General features: G+C 64.9%; 16 protein-coding genes. 9 read left to right on the forward strand and 7 right to left on the reverse strand.

All coding sequences use genetic code 11. The features are described 5' to 3' along the window. Positions 1-147 precede the first annotated feature (147 nt). The 5 genes from ACODSD_RS07245 to rnk all read left to right on the forward strand — a co-directional run bounded on the left by ACODSD_RS07245 (position 148) and on the right by rnk (position 5,802). On the forward strand, positions 148-1,776 hold the full coding sequence (locus ACODSD_RS07245) for a methyl-accepting chemotaxis protein (RefSeq protein WP_107798844.1): 1,629 nt from the start codon (positions 148-150) through the stop codon (positions 1,774-1,776). A 167-nt stretch (positions 1,777-1,943) separates the two neighbouring features. Beyond that, positions 1,944-3,323: an ATP-dependent RNA helicase DbpA gene (gene dbpA, locus ACODSD_RS07250; protein ID WP_107801722.1), complete on the forward strand. Its 1,380-nt coding sequence runs from the start codon at positions 1,944-1,946 to the stop codon at positions 3,321-3,323. Positions 3,324-3,422: 99 nt separating this feature from the next. Continuing rightward, positions 3,423-4,217 carry a type I methionyl aminopeptidase gene (gene map, locus ACODSD_RS07255; protein ID WP_048415481.1) on the forward strand — a complete coding sequence of 265 codons (795 nt, stop codon included), beginning with the start codon at positions 3,423-3,425 and terminating at the stop codon, positions 4,215-4,217. A gap of 155 nt (positions 4,218-4,372) precedes the next feature. Next, on the forward strand, positions 4,373-5,230 hold the full coding sequence (locus tag ACODSD_RS07260; protein ID WP_253313623.1) for a flagellin N-terminal helical domain-containing protein: 858 nt from the start codon (positions 4,373-4,375) through the stop codon (positions 5,228-5,230). A gap of 167 nt (positions 5,231-5,397) precedes the next feature. Continuing rightward, on the forward strand, positions 5,398-5,802 hold the full coding sequence (gene rnk, locus ACODSD_RS07265; protein ID WP_107798842.1) for a nucleoside diphosphate kinase regulator: 405 nt from the start codon (positions 5,398-5,400) through the stop codon (positions 5,800-5,802). 59 nt (positions 5,803-5,861) lie between these two features. Here rnk and ACODSD_RS07270 read toward each other — a convergent pair whose 3' ends face one another. The 3 genes from ACODSD_RS07270 to dnaB all read right to left on the reverse strand — a co-directional run bounded on the left by ACODSD_RS07270 (position 5,862) and on the right by dnaB (position 8,360). Beyond that, a complete protein-coding gene (locus ACODSD_RS07270; RefSeq protein ID WP_253313622.1) occupies positions 5,862-6,470 on the reverse strand; it encodes an alpha/beta hydrolase in 609 nt (202 codons plus the stop codon). After that, positions 6,470-6,778 carry a (2Fe-2S) ferredoxin domain-containing protein gene (locus ACODSD_RS07275; protein WP_107798840.1) on the reverse strand — a complete coding sequence of 103 codons (309 nt, stop codon included), beginning with the start codon at positions 6,776-6,778 and terminating at the stop codon, positions 6,470-6,472. Before ACODSD_RS07275 ends, ACODSD_RS07270 begins: the two co-directional genes overlap by 1 nt. Before the next feature lie 172 nt (positions 6,779-6,950). Beyond that, on the reverse strand, positions 6,951-8,360 hold the full coding sequence (gene dnaB, locus ACODSD_RS07280) for a replicative DNA helicase (protein WP_107798839.1): 1,410 nt from the start codon (positions 8,358-8,360) through the stop codon (positions 6,951-6,953). 155 nt (positions 8,361-8,515) lie between these two features. On the opposite strand from dnaB, the gene ACODSD_RS07285 reads away from it, so the two are divergent. Next, the gene (locus ACODSD_RS07285; RefSeq protein WP_107798838.1) at positions 8,516-8,854 is read left to right on the forward strand and encodes a nuclear transport factor 2 family protein; all 339 of its coding nucleotides are present in this window, start codon (positions 8,516-8,518) and stop codon (positions 8,852-8,854) included. A gap of 145 nt (positions 8,855-8,999) precedes the next feature. On the opposite strand, the gene ACODSD_RS07290 is transcribed toward ACODSD_RS07285, so the two are convergent. After that, complete coding sequence (locus ACODSD_RS07290; protein WP_488877070.1) at positions 9,000-10,172, reverse strand: BaiN/RdsA family NAD(P)/FAD-dependent oxidoreductase; 1,173 nt, start codon at positions 10,170-10,172, stop codon at positions 9,000-9,002. 118 nt (positions 10,173-10,290) lie between these two features. On the opposite strand from ACODSD_RS07290, the gene ACODSD_RS07295 reads away from it, so the two are divergent. Then, positions 10,291-10,875, forward strand: coding sequence for a superoxide dismutase (locus ACODSD_RS07295; protein ID WP_488877071.1), 585 nt, complete (start codon positions 10,291-10,293; stop codon positions 10,873-10,875). A gap of 75 nt (positions 10,876-10,950) precedes the next feature. Here the strand turns inward: ACODSD_RS07295 and ACODSD_RS07300 are convergent, their stop codons facing one another. The 3 genes from ACODSD_RS07300 to ACODSD_RS07310 are packed head-to-tail and all read right to left on the reverse strand — an operon-like array spanning position 10,951 to position 14,514. Further along, positions 10,951-12,564, reverse strand: coding sequence for a GMC family oxidoreductase (locus ACODSD_RS07300; RefSeq protein ID WP_488877072.1), 1,614 nt, complete (start codon positions 12,562-12,564; stop codon positions 10,951-10,953). Continuing rightward, on the reverse strand, positions 12,561-13,085 hold the full coding sequence (locus ACODSD_RS07305; protein ID WP_227103382.1) for a twin-arginine translocation signal domain-containing protein: 525 nt from the start codon (positions 13,083-13,085) through the stop codon (positions 12,561-12,563). The genes ACODSD_RS07300 and ACODSD_RS07305 overlap by 4 nt, the downstream gene beginning before the upstream one ends. Before the next feature lies 1 nt (position 13,086). Further along, positions 13,087-14,514, reverse strand: coding sequence for a coniferyl aldehyde dehydrogenase (locus ACODSD_RS07310; protein ID WP_488877073.1), 1,428 nt, complete (start codon positions 14,512-14,514; stop codon positions 13,087-13,089). A 102-nt stretch (positions 14,515-14,616) separates the two neighbouring features. Between ACODSD_RS07310 and ACODSD_RS07315 the strand changes: the two genes are divergently transcribed. Both ACODSD_RS07315 and ACODSD_RS07320 read left to right on the forward strand, forming a co-directional pair. Next, positions 14,617-15,801 carry a vWA domain-containing protein gene (locus ACODSD_RS07315; protein ID WP_488877074.1) on the forward strand — a complete coding sequence of 395 codons (1,185 nt, stop codon included), beginning with the start codon at positions 14,617-14,619 and terminating at the stop codon, positions 15,799-15,801. A 159-nt stretch (positions 15,802-15,960) separates the two neighbouring features. Continuing rightward, on the forward strand, positions 15,961-16,095 hold the full coding sequence (locus ACODSD_RS07320) for a hypothetical protein (protein ID WP_019100128.1): 135 nt from the start codon (positions 15,961-15,963) through the stop codon (positions 16,093-16,095). Positions 16,096-16,118: the final 23 nt, after the last annotated feature.

Consider the following 16,118-nt stretch of genomic DNA (forward strand, 5'->3'; position numbering starts at 1 on the left):
CGTTTTAACTATAAGTTTGATTTAAACCAACATTCCTACGTCATCAAATCACTACCATCGCGCTGCGACCCATTTCAATAAACCTATAGCGGCAATCGCGCGATTCTACAAACACACCGGGAGAACGGACCCTCCGTCCGCACACGCATGCGCAAATTTTCCGATTGGCCGATCTGGCTGAAACTGACCATGGCGGTATGGTGCTGCCTGGTCCTGGCCTGGAGCGGGCTGATTGCCTGGGAAACCAGCGTCAGCCGGGACATCGCCGTGGAACAGGCGCAAGACCTGGCCCACAGCATGAATGAAATGACCATGGCCGGGCTCACCGGCATGATGATTACCGGCACCGTGGGCCAACGCGACGTTTTTCTGGACCAGATCAAGGAACTGTCCGCGGTGCGCGATCTGAGGGTGATCCGCGCCCCGGCCGTCAGCAAGCAGTTCGGTCCCGGCAACGCCGGCGACAAGAATCTGAACGGCGACGCGGTGGAGCAACAGGCGCTGCGGGACGGCAAGCCTCATATCCGGATTGAATCCACGCCGGCGCTGGGCGAACATTTGCGCGTGGTCTATCCGGCGCTGGCCTCGCGCAACTATCTGGGCAAAAACTGCATGATGTGCCACCAGGTGGCGGACAAGACGCCGCTGGGCGTGGTCAGCATGCGCGTCTCCCTGGAAAAGCCTTACGCCTCGGTCAGCCGTTTCCGCGATCAGAGCATTCTGTTCGCCATCCTGGCTTCCCTGCCCCTGATGGCGGTGGTCTTCCTGCTGGCGCGCCGCCTCGTCACCCGCCCGCTGCAGGCGATGTCGGCCGGGCTCGCCGAGCTGGCCCAGGGCGAAGGCGATCTGACGCGACGGCTGCCGGTGCGCAGCCGCGACGAAATCGGCGACACCGCCTTGCGCTTCAACCAGATGCTGGCCGCCATCGCCGAGCTGGTGCGCCACGTCGGCGCCTCCGCCGGCGCGGTGTCGCAGTCCTCGCGCCAACTGGCCGACGGCGCCGCCCACCTGGCGGAAAGCTCGCACAGGCAAAACCGCCAGTCCCAGTCCGCCGCCGGCGCGGTGGAGCAGCTGGCCAGCCATATCGGCGAAATCGCCGGCAAGGCCGAGGACGTCAGCGCCGAAGCCGACCAGAGCCTGCAACGCTCCGAAGACGGCCGCGCCAGCCTGAGCCAGCTGCAACGCGAAGTCAGCCAGGTGGAGCAGGCGGTGCGGCTGATGGCGCAGGCGGAAACCGAGCTGGCCAGTTCCACCTCCAGCATCACCAATATGACCAAGGAAGTGCGCGAGATCGCCGAACAGACCAATCTGCTGGCGCTGAACGCGGCGATCGAGGCCGCGCGCGCCGGCGAACAGGGCCGCGGCTTCGCGGTGGTGGCCGACGAGGTGCGCAAGCTGGCTGAGAAATCGGCCCGCTCCGCCAGCGAGATCGACGCCGTGACCGGCGCGCTCAACCAGAAAACCGACGCGGTGCGCGCCGCGGTCAACGCCGGCCTCAGCTCGCTGGCCGCCAGCCGCCAGTCCGCCGACAGCGTGTCCAGCGTGCTGGACGCCGCCAATCAATCGGTGGCCGAGGTGCGCCAGGGCCTGCGCCAGATCGTCGCCGTCACCGAGCAGCAGCGCGCCGCCAGCCAATCCGTGACCGGCAGCATAGACGCCATCGCCGAAATGGCGCAGACCAACGATCAGGAGATCGGCCAAACCGTGAACGCCGCCGAACAACTGGAACAATTGGCCCAGCGGCTGACGGAATCGGTGTCGCGCTTCACCGTGTGAATCCAACTCCATGGAGCCGCCAGTCAATTTCGGCCCCGTTCGCGCGGGGCCTCCGCCTTCTTGCGGGCCGGAGCCGAAATAAATCCGCCGGCGGCGGATATCCGATTTGGCCGTTGGCCGCCGGCCTGTTACACTCGCAGCCCGATACCGTAATACGCCAAGTCATTGTGAAAAAAGCCGCTTTCTCCACCCTGCCCCTGTCCGCCGCCCTCTTGTCCAATCTGGACAGCCTGGGCTACCACAGCATGACCGCCATCCAGGCGGCCAGCCTGCCGGCCATTCTGGACGGCCAGGACCTGATCGCCCAGGCCAAGACCGGCAGCGGCAAGACAGCGGCTTTCGGACTCGGCATCCTGGCGCGCTTGAACCCGCGCTGGTTCGGCGTGCAAGCGCTGGTGCTCTGCCCCACCCGTGAGCTGGCCGACCAGGTAGCGCAGGAAATCCGCCGGCTGGCGCGCAGCATAGACAATGTCAAAGTGGTTACCCTGACCGGCGGCAGCCCGATGGGCCCGCAAATCGGCTCGCTGGAGCACGGCGCCCACATCGTGGTGGGGACCCCCGGCCGGCTGCAGGATCACCTGTTCCGCGGCTCGCTGAATCTGTCCGGCGTCGGCACCCTGGTGCTGGACGAGGCGGACCGCATGGTGGACATGGGCTTCATCGAGGAAATCGTCGGCATCGTGCGCGCCTGCCCGCGCCAGCGCCAGACCCTGATGTTCTCCGCCACCTATCCGGAAAACATCCGCAAGATCAGCGCCCAGTTCATGCGCCGCCCGCAGGAAATCCAGGTGGAATCGCTGCACAGCGGCGAACGCATCGAACAATGGTTCTACAAGATCAAGCCGGAACAGCGGCTGGAAACCGTCACCACCATCCTGCGGCACCTGCGCCCGACGTCCGCGCTGGCCTTCTGCAACACCAAGGAACGCTGCAAGGAGCTGGTGCGAGACCTGCAGGCGCGCGGCTTCAGCGCGCTGGCGCTGTACGGCGACCTGGAGCAGCGCGAACGCGACCAGATCCTGCTGCGCTTCGCCAACAAGAGCGCCACCGTGCTGGTGGCCACCGATGTCGCCGCGCGCGGCCTGGACATCAAGGAACTGGACCTGGTCATCAACGTCGACGTCACCCATGATCCGGAAATCCACATCCACCGCATCGGCCGCACCGGCCGCGGCGAGGCGATGGGTCTGGCGCTGACCCTGACCGCCGACAACGACGACAAGCGGCTGGCGCTGATCGAAAGCTATCAGCAGGCGCCGCTGACCTGGGCCAAGCTGGAACAGCTGACCCCGGCCCCCGGCGGCCCGCTGCTGCCGCCGATGGTCACGCTGGAAATCGCCGGCGGCAAGCGCGAAAAACTGCGCCCCGGCGACATCCTCGGCGCGCTGACCGGCGACGCCGGCTTTAGCGGCGCCCAGATCGGCAAGATCAGCATCTTCGAATTCGCCAGCTTCGTCGCGCTGGACCGCGCCATCGCCGAGCAGGCGCTGGAGCGCCTGTCCGCCGGCAAGATCAAGGGCAAGCAGTTCAAGATGCGCCTGATTTGAACGACGACGCGCCCCCGGCCCGACAAGCACTGCCGGGCCGGGGGCGTTTTTGCTAGAATACGTCTCATTAGCCGCAGACACGCACATCACCAGAATCCCATGAGCATCCAACTGAAAAACGCCCAAGACATCGAAAAGATGCGGATCGCCGGCCGCCTGGCGTCGGAAGTCCTCGACTACATCACCCCCTTCATCAAGCCCGGCGTCACCACCGAAGCCATCGACAAGCTGTGCCACGACTACATCGTCAATGAGCAGGGCGCGATCCCGGCGCCGCTGAACTACGCGCCGGACGGCCACAATCCCTACCCCAAATCCGTGTGCACCTCGGTCAACCACGTGATTTGCCACGGCATCCCGAACGACAAGCCCCTGAAGAGCGGCGACATCATGAATCTGGATGTCACCGTGATCAAGGACGGCTACCACGGCGACACCAGCCGCATGTACCACGTCGGCAACGTCAGCGAACACGCCCGCCGCCTGTCCCGCATCACTTACGAATGCATGTGGCGCGGCATCGACAAGGTCAAGCCGGGCGCCACGCTGGGCGATATCGGCTACGCCATCCAGCAGCACGCGGAAAACTCCGGCTACAGCGTGGTGCAGGAATTCTGCGGCCACGGCATCGGCACCAAATTCCACGAGGAGCCGCAAGTGCTGCACTACGGCCGCCCCGGCACCGGGCTGGAACTGCAAGCCGGCATGATCTTCACCATCGAGCCCATGATCAACCAGGGCAAGCGCCACCTGCGCATGCTGGGCGACGGCTGGACCGTGGTCACCAAGGACCGCAGCCTGTCCGCGCAATGGGAGCACACCGTGCTGGTCACCGACAGCGGCTACGAGATCCTGACCCAGTCCGCGGGCACGCCGCCCAAGCCCGGCAAATAAGCCGGAAACGCATCCCCAGCCCGGCGCCGCCGGGCTTTTTCACGCCCATGCCCGCGCCATCCGCCGCGGCGCGACTTTACCCAAAACCCGGCTTGCCCTGCCCCGCGCGCTTTCTTACACTGAAGAAGTGAAACCACATCCAGCGGGAGCCGGCCATGGCACTGACCATCAATAGCAATCTGAGCGCGCTGCAGGGGCAGAACCAGCTGAACCAGACCCAGAAAGCCAAAGACAAGCTGCTGGCTCAACTCTCGGCTGGCAAGACCACCAACAACGCCGCCAACAACCCGGCCAACGCCGCCATTTCCGAAGCGCTGCTGGCCCAGATCAACGGCAACAATCAGGCGATCAACAACGCCAACGACGGCATCTCGCTGGCGCAAACCGCCGACGGCGCGCTCAATCAGCTGCAAAGCAATACCCAGCAAATCCAGGAGCTGGCGATCCAGGCCGGCAACGGCGCGCTCAGCGCCAGCAACCGCCAGGCGCTGCAACAGCAGGTGGACCAGCTGACCCAGGCCAACTCCGCCATCGTGCAAAGCACCGAATTCAACGGCACCCCGCTGCTGAACAGCAACGCCTCCACCACCTTCCAGGTGGGCCCCAACGGCAGCGCGGACAACCAGGTGAACATCTCCGGCGTCAATCTGTCCGCCGCGCCGGCCAGCGGCGGGCTCAACAGCTACAACGCCAATCTGAACGCCACCGGCACCATAGACATCAGCACCCAGGCCGGCGCGCTGGCCGCGCAGCAAAGCACCAACGCCGATCTGAACACCCTGGCCAACACCCGCAGCACGCTGGGCTCGATCAGCAACCGTTTCGAGGCCAGCATCAACAATCTGCAAACCGCCTCGGTCAACACCGCCGCCGCCAATAGCCGGATCAGCGACACCGACTTCGCCGCCGCGACGGCGCAGCTGGCGGCCAAACAGATCCTGGGGCAAACCGGCCTCGCCGCCCAGGCTCAGGCCAATGTCGGCCCGCGCGCGGCGCTGTCCCTGCTGGGCTGAAGCGCGAGGCCGGGGCTCCCCCCGGCCCAAAGCCCAGTATTAGCGGCGATTGCGCCGCCAAGCCTTGTTACACGCGGTTACAAGCGATATCATTGGCACACACGCTTTTCGCGCACTAAATCATCGGGCACCCTGCGGTGCCCTTTGTCTATCTGAAGGAGTTGCATATGTCGACAAGCCCGGCCATCACGGTGTCCTCTCTGGACTATGAGCGCCTTGCCGCGCTGCTGGAGGATTGCGAGAGCGGCCACCCCACCGCGGCCGCGCTGGAAGCCGAGCTGGAGCGCGCCGATGTGGTGGAGCCCGCCGCCATGCCCGCCGGCATCATCACCATGAACAGCTGCGCGCGGGTCAAGCTGGACGACGCCCAGGAAAAAACCCTGACCCTGGTCTACCCGCGCGAAGCGGACAGCGAACAGGGCAAGATCTCGGTGCTGGCGCCCATCGGCGCCGCGCTGCTCGGCCTCTCCGCCGGACAGAGCATAGATTGGCCGACGCCGGCCGGCAGCATCCGCCTGAAGGTGCTGGAAGTCACCTACCAGCCAGAAGCCGCGGGCGAACTGCACCGCTGATAAAAAAACCGGCCATCGCATGGATGACCGGTTTTTTTGCGCCAGGGCCTGACGACGCCCTACCAACAGCGCTGAATCGTCTGCGCCAGCTGCACCAGGCGGCCATGGAAGAAATGGCCGGCGCCGGGAAACACCACCACCGGCAAGCCTTGCGGCCGCGCCCATTCCATCACCGCGGACAGCGGAATCACCTCGTCCTCCTCGCCGTGAATCACCAGCGCATCGGCCGGCACCTCCGGCGTCGGCGTTTCGTACTTGCCCACCGCCACGCCCATCAGCAGCAATTTGTCCGACGCTATGCGCGCGCGGGTGCGCGCCGCGACGAAGCCGCCGAAGGAAAAACCGGCCAGCGCCAGCGGCAGATCGCCCTGCTCGCGGCGCGCGTGCTCCACCACGGCGATCACGTCCTCCACCTCGCCGATGCCGTAATCGTGCTGTCCCTCGCTATCGCCCACGCCGCGCAGATTCGGGCAATAGCAGACATAGCCCAGCTGCGACAAGGCCTTGGCCGCGGTCTGCACCACCTTGTTGGTGTTGGTGCCGCCCTGCAGCGGGTTGGGATGGCAGATCACCGCAATGCCGCGCGCCTCGGCCTGGGCCGCCACCACGATGGTTTCCAGACCGCCGGCGGGCCCGGCCACCACTTGCTTGTTCATCGCCTTCAACATCAGATCTTCAACCTTTCCACCACGCGCCCGCCCACCATGTGCTCGGCGACGATTTCGTCGATGTCTTCCTTGTCGACGAAGGTGTACCAGGTCTCCTCCGGATACACCACCATCACCGGGCCGTCGTCGCAGCGCCCAAGACAGCCCGCCTTGTTGACGCGGATCTTGCCCTCGCCGGCCAGGCCCAGGGCCTTGACCTTGTCCTTCATATAGCCCAGCAGTTCGCTGGCGCCGTGATTATTGCAGCAATCCTCGCAGCCGGCGCGCTGATTACAGCAGATGAATACATGCTTGTCGAAAAAGCTCATGGAATGCCTCGTATGCTCACAGAACCATCTTAGAACGTGTTTACGATCTCGCGAGCTAAGGCGAGACAAGACGAAAACGGTTGAGAAAGCGGAGTGTACAGGTGGTACATGAGCATTTCGAAACCATTTTCAACGCCGTATCGCCGACGCGCAGCAGATCGTAAACAGGTTCTTAGGAGTCGCTGTCCGCCCAACCGCTGACGCCCAGCGTGGCGGCGTTGTCGAACTTGGCGTACTTGCCGACGAAGGCCAGCCGCACCGCGCCGGTGGGACCGTTACGGTGCTTGCCGATGATGGCCTCGGCCAGGCCCTTCACTTCCTGGTTCTCCGGGTTGTAATACTCTTCCCGGTACATGAAGACGATCAAGTCGGCATCCTGCTCGATGGCGCCGGATTCCCGCAAGTCCGACATCATCGGCCGCTTGTTGGGACGCTGCTCCACCGCCCGCGACAGCTGGGACAGCGCGATCACCGGCACCTGCAGCTCCTTGGCCAGGCCTTTCAGGCCGCGCGAAATCTCGCCCAGCTCGGCGGTGCGGTTGTCGCCGCGGCCCGAGCCCGACATCAGCTGCAAGTAGTCGATCACGATCAGACCCAGCTTGCCGCCGTGCTGGCGCGCCAGACGGCGCGCGCGCGCGCGCACTTCCAGCGCGGTCAGCGCCGCGGTTTCGTCGATGTACATCGGCGCCTCGGACAGCTTGCCTATCGCGTAAGTCAGCTTCTGCCAGTCGTCGTCGCCCAGCTTGCCGGTGCGCAGCGTGTGCTGATCCAGCCGCCCCACCGAACCCAGCATACGCATCACCAGCTGCGTGCCGCCCATCTCCATCGAGAACACCGCCACCGGCAGATGCTGCTCCACCGCCACGTGCTCGGCGATATTCATCGAGAACGCGGTCTTGCCCATGGACGGACGTCCGGCGACGATGATCAGATCGCCCGCTTGCAGGCCCGAGGTCTTGGCGTCCAGATCGATGAAGCCGGTGGGCACCCCGGTGACCTCGTCCGGGTTCTCCCGGCTATAGAGCATGTCGATGCGCTCCACCACCTCTTTCAACAGGCCCGGCATTTCCAGGAAGCCCTGCTTGGACTTGGCGGTGGATTCGGCGATCTGGAACACCTTGCCCTCGGCCTCGTCCAGCAGCTGCGAGGCGTCGCGCCCCATCGGCGCGTAGGCGGCCTCGGCGATCTCGGTGCCCACCAGCGCCAGCTGGCGCATGATGGAGCGCTCGCGCACGATCTCGGCGTAGCGGCGGATATTGGCGGCGGACGGCGTGTTCTGCGCCAGCGTGGCCAGATAGGACAGGCCGCCGATATTGCCCAGTTCGCCGTTCTTGTCCAGGCTTTCGGAAACGGTGACCACGTCGGCCGGACGCGCCAATTCCACCAGCCTGGCCACGTGTTTGTAGATCAGCCGGTGGTCATGGCGGTAAAAGTCCGCCTCGGACACCACGTCGGCGATCTTGTCCCAGGCGCTGTTGTCCAGCAACAAGCCGCCCAGCACCGATTGCTCGGCTTCGATCGAATGAGGCGGCGTACGGATCGCCGCCATCTCGCTGTCAAAATTCTCGTACGATTCAGTCATGTAGACTCGGAGTGATGGCGCGGCCTGGCCGCGCGAATGAAGCAAGCCTGGATCAGGCAAAACCCGATTTTAACCCGAAACCGCCACTCGCTGAGCATGCGTTGACAAGCGCCTCGCGCGGCCCCAGCATCAAGCTTCGTTCATCTGGAGCCGCCATGACGCCCACCGCCCTCGTCCAAAGACAACTCGACGCTTACAACCAACGCCAGCTGGAGCCCTTCCTCGCCGTCTACGCCGACGACGTGACGGTGTACCGGCTGCCCGGCGCGGAGCCCAGCCTGCGCGGCAAAGCCGCCCTGAGAGATTTCTACGCCGGCCAGCGCTTCAACTTGCCGGACCTGCACGCCGAACTGGTCAAACGCATCGAGTTCGGCAACAAGGTAATCGACCACGAACGCGTCAGCGGCGTGGCCGAGCAGCCCTTCGAAGTGGCGGCCGTCTATGAAATCATCGACGGCAAGATCCAGAACGTGTGGTTTCTGGCGGCGGACTAAGAACCTGTTTACGATCTGCTACGCGTCGGCGATACGGCGTTGAAAACATCTCCAAAATGCTCATGTACCGTATGTACACTCCGCTTTTTCAGCCGTTTTCGCCTTGTCTCGCCCTTGCTCGCGAGATCATAAACAGGCTCCAAGATCAGCAATGCATCCCGGCCACATAGCCTGACGACCAGGCCCACTGGAAATTGTAGCCGCCCAGCCAGCCGGTGACGTCCACCACCTCGCCGATGAAGAACAGGCCGGGCACCGCGTTGGCCATCATGGTCTTGGACGACAGCGCCTTGGTCGACACCCCGCCCAGCGTCACCTCGGCCTTTTTATAGCCTTGGGTGCCGTTGGGCTTGACCCGCCAGCCGTGCAAGCGCTCGGCCAGCTGCTGACGCTGCTTGGGCGACAAGTCCTTCAGCCGCTTATTGCAGCCCTCGCGCTCAAGCCAGGCCTCGGCGAAGCGCTTGGGCCAGCCGAACTCGGCCAGCGCGTTGGCGATAAGCTGCTCGCTGCCGGCCTTTTGCTCCAGCCAGGCCTCGGCGTCCGCGTCCGGCAGCAGGTCCAGTTCCAGCGTCATGCCCGGCTGCCAATAGGACGACACTTGCAGAATGGCCGGGCCGGACACGCCCTTGTGAGTGAACAACACGTTCTCGCGGAAGCGCCCCTTGCCGGCGCGCGCTTCCACTTCCAAAGACACGCCGGCCAGCGGCGCGAACGCTTCCGCGTCCTCCACGTGAAAGGTCAGCGGCACCAGGGCCGGCGTCAGCGGCGTCAGCTCCAGGCCGAACTGTTCGGCCAACTGGTAGCCGAACGGCGTCGCGCCGATCTGCGGGATGGACAAACCGCCGGTCGCCACCACCAGCGACGCCGCGCGAAAAACGCCGGCGCCGGTCTCCAGCGCGAAACCGTCCGCGTCCCGGCTCACCCGCAGAACCTGCGCCTCCATGCGCCGGTCCACCCCGCCCAGCCGGCACTCCTCGTCCAGCATGGCGATGATGCGTTCGCTGCCGTCGTCGCAGAACAGCTGGCCCAGCTTTTTCTCGTGATAGCCGATGCCGTGGCGCTCGACCATGGCGATGAAATCCTGCGGCGTGTACTGCGCCAGCGCCGAACGGCAAAAATGCGGATTGGCCGACAGATAACAGTCGAAACGGGCGTGGAGATTGGTGAAATTGCAGCGGCCGCCGCCGGAAATGCGGATCTTCTCGGCCAGCTTGCGCGCATGGTCCAGCAAGAGCACGCGCCGGCCGCGCTGGCCCGCGGTGGCCGCGCACATCAGGCCGGCGGCGCCGGCTCCAATGACAATAACATCATACTGCAATGGCGTTCATCCTTACTTTACTTTTTTAGTCAACTATTGGCGACCAGCGGCTTAATCCAGTAAACTTGCGGCTAAAGCATCCGCTTATGCGGCTTACTTTCTCAACAAGGAGAGCATAATGGAACACAAACTGCCGGAACTGCCGTACGCGCTGGACGCGCTTGCCCCGCACATTTCCAAGGAAACTCTGGAATTCCACTACGGCAAGCATCATCAGACCTACATCACCAACCTGAACAACCTGGTCAAGGGCACCGAGTTTGAAAACGCCTCCCTGGAAGAGATCGTGAAGAAATCCTCCGGCGGCATCTTCAACAACGCGGCCCAAGTTTGGAACCACACCTTCTACTGGCTGGGCTTCGCCCCCAACGCCGGCGAAGAGCGCAAGCCCACCGGCGCGCTGGCCGACGCCATCAACGCCAAATGGGGTTCCTACGACGAATTCAAGAAAGCCTTCACCCAAACCGCCATCGGCACCTTCGGTTCCGGCTGGGCCTGGCTGGTGAAGAACACCGACGGCTCGCTGGACCTGGTATCCACCAGCAACGCCGCCACCCCGCTGACCACCGACAAGAAGCCGCTGCTGACCTGTGATGTGTGGGAGCACGCGTATTATATCGATTACCGCAACAGCCGCCCGAACTATCTGGACAGCTTCTGGAAGCTGGTGAACTGGGACTTCGTCGCCAAGAACTTCGCCTGATTCGACGCTGCCTGACAGCCTGATGCAAAAGGGACCTACGCGGTCCCTTTTTTGTCGCCCTCGCGCCATGGCCTCTCAGGTTTTTACGCCCTGCATCCGCTGCCGCAAGGCCGCCACCGCGCGCAGGGCGAAGGCGTAAATGGACAGCTGCGGATTGGCCCCCACGCTGCTGGGAAACACCGAACCGTCCACCACGGTCAGATTGTCCAGCTGCCAATGCCGCCCCCATTCGTCCACCACCCCGGACTCGGCGTCGCCCGACATCGCCAAGCCCCCCATCACATGAGCGCTGACCACCTTGGCCAGCAAGGGCTTGAGCGTCAGCCCCGCAATCATGCTCCGGGCCTCGCCCCAGCTGCGGGCCAGGCCGGCCTGCTCGTGCACCGTCAGCACCTGCCTGGCGCCGGCCGCGAACTGGATCTCGGCCATGCTCAACCAGGCGCGGCGCGCGCCCTCCCACAAGACCTCGTTCAAGGGATAGTCCAGCTCCGGCGAACCATCGCCGCGCAAGCGCACCTGGCCGCCGCGGCTTTCCGGATGAAAACCGTCGCGCAACAAGGCCAGCGTCGCGTGCAGATGCGGCAAGCGCCGCAGCAAGGCCGGCTGCGCCGCGCCGAAGCCGGGAAAGGTGATGCCGGCCAGCAAGGGATGGATGGGCGGCACCTCCAGCTTGTAGCCCAAGGGACCGTCCAGCGCGTGAACATGCATGAAGTGATCGCTGTACACCGTCTGCGGCGCGCCGTTGAACGGCTCCACCGGTTCCGGCATCAAGGCCGCCGACAGCAGCACCGGGTGCAGAAAGGTCCGCGTCCCGGTATGGCCGCCCGGATCGATCAGGCCGCTGCGCAGCAGGATGGCCGGCGAACCGATGGCGCCGGCGGCCAGCACCACCTGAGCCGCCTTCACCGTGAAGCGGCGCCCGGTTTCTCCCACCCCGTCCGCCGCCAGAAAACGCCCTTCCAGCCCTTCCAGCCGGGTTCTGGCCGCATTGGCGCGCAAACGATCCACCCGCGCCCGGCTGATCAGCCTGGCGCCATGCTCCAGCGCGGCGGGAATTGCCGTCACCAGCATGGACTGCTTGGCGTTGGTGGGGCAGCCCATGCCGCAATAACCCAGGTTCCAACAGCCACGCACATTGCGGCGGATGCGCGCATGGGCGATGCCCAGCGCCGCGCAGCCGCGGGCCAGCGCCGCGTTGTTGGGGTTCGGGTCCGGCAGCCAGTCGGCGATGCCCAGCCGCGCCTCGGCTTGCTCGAACCAGGGCCGCATCGCCTCCTCGCCCATGCCGCTCAAACGGTGGCGCTCCCGCCACCAGTTCAGCGTGTCCGGCGGCGTGCGGAAGGAACTGGTCCAGTTGACCACGGTGCTCCCGCCCACGGCCCGGCCCTGCAGGATGGAAATCCCCTTATCCGCCGTTTTGCGACAGGCGGACTCCTGATACAGCTCCGGATAGGCCTTGGCTTCCAACAGACGAAAATCGCGCGAGCTGTACAGGCCGCCCTCCTCCAACAGCAGCACGTCCAACCCGGCCGCGGCCAATTGCTCGGCCGCCATGCCTCCGCCGGCGCCGCTGCCGACGATGACCACATCGGCCCGCAGCTCCAGATCGGGCAGGCTCGCACCGTCCAGCGCCTTCCAGCCCGCGGCGACGCCGGCGGCCACCGGATCGGGTATCGTCGCGCGGCTCACGGCAGCATCTCCATCACCGCCGCCGGCTGCCGATAGCCCAGCGCCGGCCAACTGGCCGGATTGCCGTACCAGGCCGCGTTCAGCAACTGGTGCAAGGCCTGATAGCCGCTGCGCAGCAAGGGAAAAACGCTGCCGCGCCAGCGCCGCAGAAAGGCTTCGATGTCCTCGACCGACGCCTGCCGCCACGGCGCGGACACTCCGGCGATCCAGCGCCGCCCCCAGGGGTTGCCGAGCAAATCCAGCAATTGACGCAGTTCGGCCCGCATCGCCGGCGGCAAGCCGGCCACCGCGCGGTCCACGCCGCGCACCACGTCCTCGGGCGGCGCGACGCCCGCCCCCAGGACGCCCGGGGCGATCGCCGCCAGCAACTGGGCGTCCCGCGGCGTCAAGGCGCGCAGCTTCAAGGGCTTGGCCCAGTCCTCGGCCGGGCCGTCCGGCTGCGGCGAGGCCAACAAGGTGGCCAGCGCCAAGGCCGCGGCGCCGCCCAGACCGGTTTTGAGCAATTGGCGGCGGCTCAGCATCTCAGCGCAGCATCCACTTCAACAGCCGCTCCACGCCGGCGCCGTAAGGCGCGCGCGTCAAGGCGGTGCCGGCCCAGCGGCTTTGCCGGAACACCGGCTTGAGCTTGGAGAAGGCCATAAAGCCCTCCTTGGCGTGACAATGCCCCATCCCGGACGGGCCGACGCCGCCGAAAGGCAAATCCTCCTGCACCACCTGCAGGGCGATGTCGTTGATCGCCACCCCGCCCGACACGGTTTCGCGCAAGGTTTTCTCTATGCGCAGCGCATCCCGGTCGAACAGATACAAGGCCAGCGGCCGCGGCCGCGCGTTGACGTAGGCCAGCGCCTCGTCGAATTTGTCGTAACTCAGCACCGGCAGAATCGGCCCGAAAATCTCCTCCCGCAACAAAGTCGCGTCTTCCGGGCAGCCCTGCACCAGGGTCAGCGGGAATTTGCGGCTGGGCCGCCAGTCCTCCGCCGCCGGGTTGATCTGCTCCACCTCGGCGCCGGCCGCGCGCGCCTCCTCCAGCCATTGCAGCAGGCGCTGGCAATGACGCTCATTGATGATGGCGCTGTAATCGGGATTGTCCGCCAGCGTCGGATAGGCGCGCCGCGCCGCGCCGCGCAACTCGTCCAGCAAGGCCTCGCGGTCCTTATCGTTGACCAGCACATAGTCCGGCGCCACGCAGGTCTGGCCGGCGTTCAGCATCTTGCCGGCGACGATGGCCTCGGCCGCGTGACGCAGATCGGCGCCCCGGGCGACGATGACCGGCGATTTGCCGCCCAGCTCCAAGGTCACCGGCGTCAGATTCTCCGCCGCCGCGCGCATGACGTGACGGCCCACCGCGGTGGAGCCGGTGAAGAACAGATGGTCGAAAGGCAGCCGGCTGAAGTCCTGGGCCAGTTCGGCGTCGCCGTTGACCACGACCATCACCTCCGGCCCCAGGTAGCGCTCGGCCAGGCGCTGCAATAGCGCGCCGGTTGCCGGCGTGTATTCCGACATCTTCACCATCACCCGGTTGCCGGCCGCCAAGGCGGACACCACCGGCCCCAGCGCCAGAAACAAGGGATAGTTCCACGGCACCAGCACGCCGATGACGCCCAAGGGCTGCGGCATCAAGCTGTTGCCGGCCGGCTGGAACCACATAGACACCCCGCGCCGTTCCGGCCGCATCCAGCGCCGCAGCCGCCGACGCGCGTAACGTATGGCCTCCAGCGAGGGAAACAGCTCGGCCAGCCGGGTTTCCACCGCGCTGCGGTGGCCGAAGTCCTGGCTGATGGCGTCGACGAAAGCCTGGCGGTTGTCCTGCAACATGCTCTCCAGGCGCTTGAGCCAATTCTGGCGCTGCTCCAGCGGCGGAAACGCTGAAGCCCGGCTAAGGCGGTACAGGCGGGAAAACTCCGCTTGCAGATGATCATCCCGGCAAATGGGCATGGCGGCGGCATTCATTGTATTATCCTTAGGATAGCAGTATCCGAACGATTGTTTAGAGCCGTGACTCTAAAACAAGAATATCATCGCCCACCCACGCTGTCACCCTCTAGCCGCGCCATGTTGATCGATTTTTTTTACGCCCTGCGCGAGGCCGGTCTGCCGGTCACGCTGAAAGAATTCCTCACCTTGCTGGAGGCGCTGCAAAAACGCGTCGCCTTCGGCGATCTGGACGCGTTTTACTATCTGGCGCGCACCGCGCTGATCAAGGATGAGAAACACTTCGACCGCTTCGACCAAGTGTTCGGCAGCCATTTCAAAGGCCTGTCGCTGGCGCTGGACGAACTGAAAACCGGCATCCCGGAAGACTGGCTGCGCAAGCAGGTGGAAAAGCACCTGTTAGAGGAAGACAAGCGCCGCCTGGAGGCGCTGGGCTGGGAGCAGTTGATGGACACCCTGCGCCGGCGGCTGCAAGAGCAGCAGGAACGGCACCAGGGCGGCAATAAATGGATAGGCACCGGCGGCACCAGCCCCTTCGGCGCCTTCGGCTACAATCCGGCCGGCATCCGCATCGGCCAGCATGAGTCGCGCCATCGCCGCGCGGTGAAAGTGTGGGACCAGCGCGAATTCCGCAATTTCGACGACTCGGTCGAGCTGGGCACCCGCAATCTCAAGATCGCGCTGCGCCGGCTGCGCGAGTTCGCCCGCGACGGCGCCGAGGAAGTGCTGGATCTGGACGCCACCATCGCCGCCACCGCCGGCAAGGCCGGCATGCTGGACCTGCGCATGCAGCGCGAGCTGCGCAACGCGGTCAAGGTGCTGGTGCTGTTCGACATCGGCGGCTCGATGGACGACCACGTCAAGGCCTGCGAGGAACTGTTCTCGGCGGTGAAGTCCGAGTTCAAGCACCTGGAGTATTTCTACTTCCACAACTGCGTCTACGAAGCGGTATGGAAGGACAACGCCCGCCGCCACACCCAGACCCTGCCCACCTGGGACCTGATCCATACTTTCGGCGGCGATTACAAACTGATCATCGTCGGCGACGCCACCATGAGCCCCTATGAGATCAGCTATCCGGGCGGCAGCGTGGAACACATGAACCAGGAGGCCGGCGAAGTCTGGCTGCGCCGCCTGCTCGCTCACTTCAAGCACGCCGCCTGGCTCAACCCGGTGCCGGAAGCGCACTGGGACTACACCCAATCGCTGCACATGCTGCGGCAACTGATGTCCGGGCGCATGTACGGGCTGACGTTGCAAGGCATTGATCAGGCGATGCGGGCGCTGAAGCGCAGCGCGCCTTGAATTTTAACTTTCCGACACAAATTATTACTTGAGCTTGCGGCGGCTTGTGTTCCAGAATGAAATCACAGGGGGCCGCCATAGACGACTTTGCTTCCAGGCCGGTTGGCCGGCAATCGTCTTCACCAACAAGTTCGTACTCAAGCCTCGGGGAGCCATGCCATGGAAATTTTGCTTTTATTCGCCCTCATCGCCGCTGTGGTCGTCGTCGCCAAGATGTTGAGCGGCCCGGTGGAAGACCAGGACCAACTGGCTCCGATCCGCATTCGCAACGATCAGGACCAGCGCCGTCGCTGACCCCCGTCCACGCATAAGAAACG

The sequence above is a fragment of the Chromobacterium sp. FG22 genome, from assembly GCF_057809415.1.

Coding starts and splice junctions, on each gene's coding strand:
- ACODSD_RS07245 (WP_107798844.1), top strand. CDS start 148: ATGCGCAAATTTTCCGATTGGCCGATCTGGCTGAAACTGACCATGGCG.
- map (WP_048415481.1), top strand. CDS start 3,423: ATGAGCATCCAACTGAAAAACGCCCAAGACATCGAAAAGATGCGGATC.
- ACODSD_RS07260 (WP_253313623.1), top strand. CDS start 4,373: ATGGCACTGACCATCAATAGCAATCTGAGCGCGCTGCAGGGGCAGAAC.
- rnk (WP_107798842.1), top strand. CDS start 5,398: ATGTCGACAAGCCCGGCCATCACGGTGTCCTCTCTGGACTATGAGCGC.
- ACODSD_RS07270 (WP_253313622.1), bottom strand. CDS start 6,470: ATGTTGAAGGCGATGAACAAGCAAGTGGTGGCCGGGCCCGCCGGCGGT.
- ACODSD_RS07275 (WP_107798840.1), bottom strand. CDS start 6,778: ATGAGCTTTTTCGACAAGCATGTATTCATCTGCTGTAATCAGCGCGCC.
- dnaB (WP_107798839.1), bottom strand. CDS start 8,360: ATGACTGAATCGTACGAGAATTTTGACAGCGAGATGGCGGCGATCCGT.
- ACODSD_RS07285 (WP_107798838.1), top strand. CDS start 8,516: ATGACGCCCACCGCCCTCGTCCAAAGACAACTCGACGCTTACAACCAA.
- ACODSD_RS07295 (WP_488877071.1), top strand. CDS start 10,291: ATGGAACACAAACTGCCGGAACTGCCGTACGCGCTGGACGCGCTTGCC.
- ACODSD_RS07305 (WP_227103382.1), bottom strand. CDS start 13,085: ATGCTGAGCCGCCGCCAATTGCTCAAAACCGGTCTGGGCGGCGCCGCG.
- ACODSD_RS07310 (WP_488877073.1), bottom strand. CDS start 14,514: ATGAATGCCGCCGCCATGCCCATTTGCCGGGATGATCATCTGCAAGCG.
- ACODSD_RS07315 (WP_488877074.1), top strand. CDS start 14,617: ATGTTGATCGATTTTTTTTACGCCCTGCGCGAGGCCGGTCTGCCGGTC.
- ACODSD_RS07320 (WP_019100128.1), top strand. CDS start 15,961: ATGGAAATTTTGCTTTTATTCGCCCTCATCGCCGCTGTGGTCGTCGTC.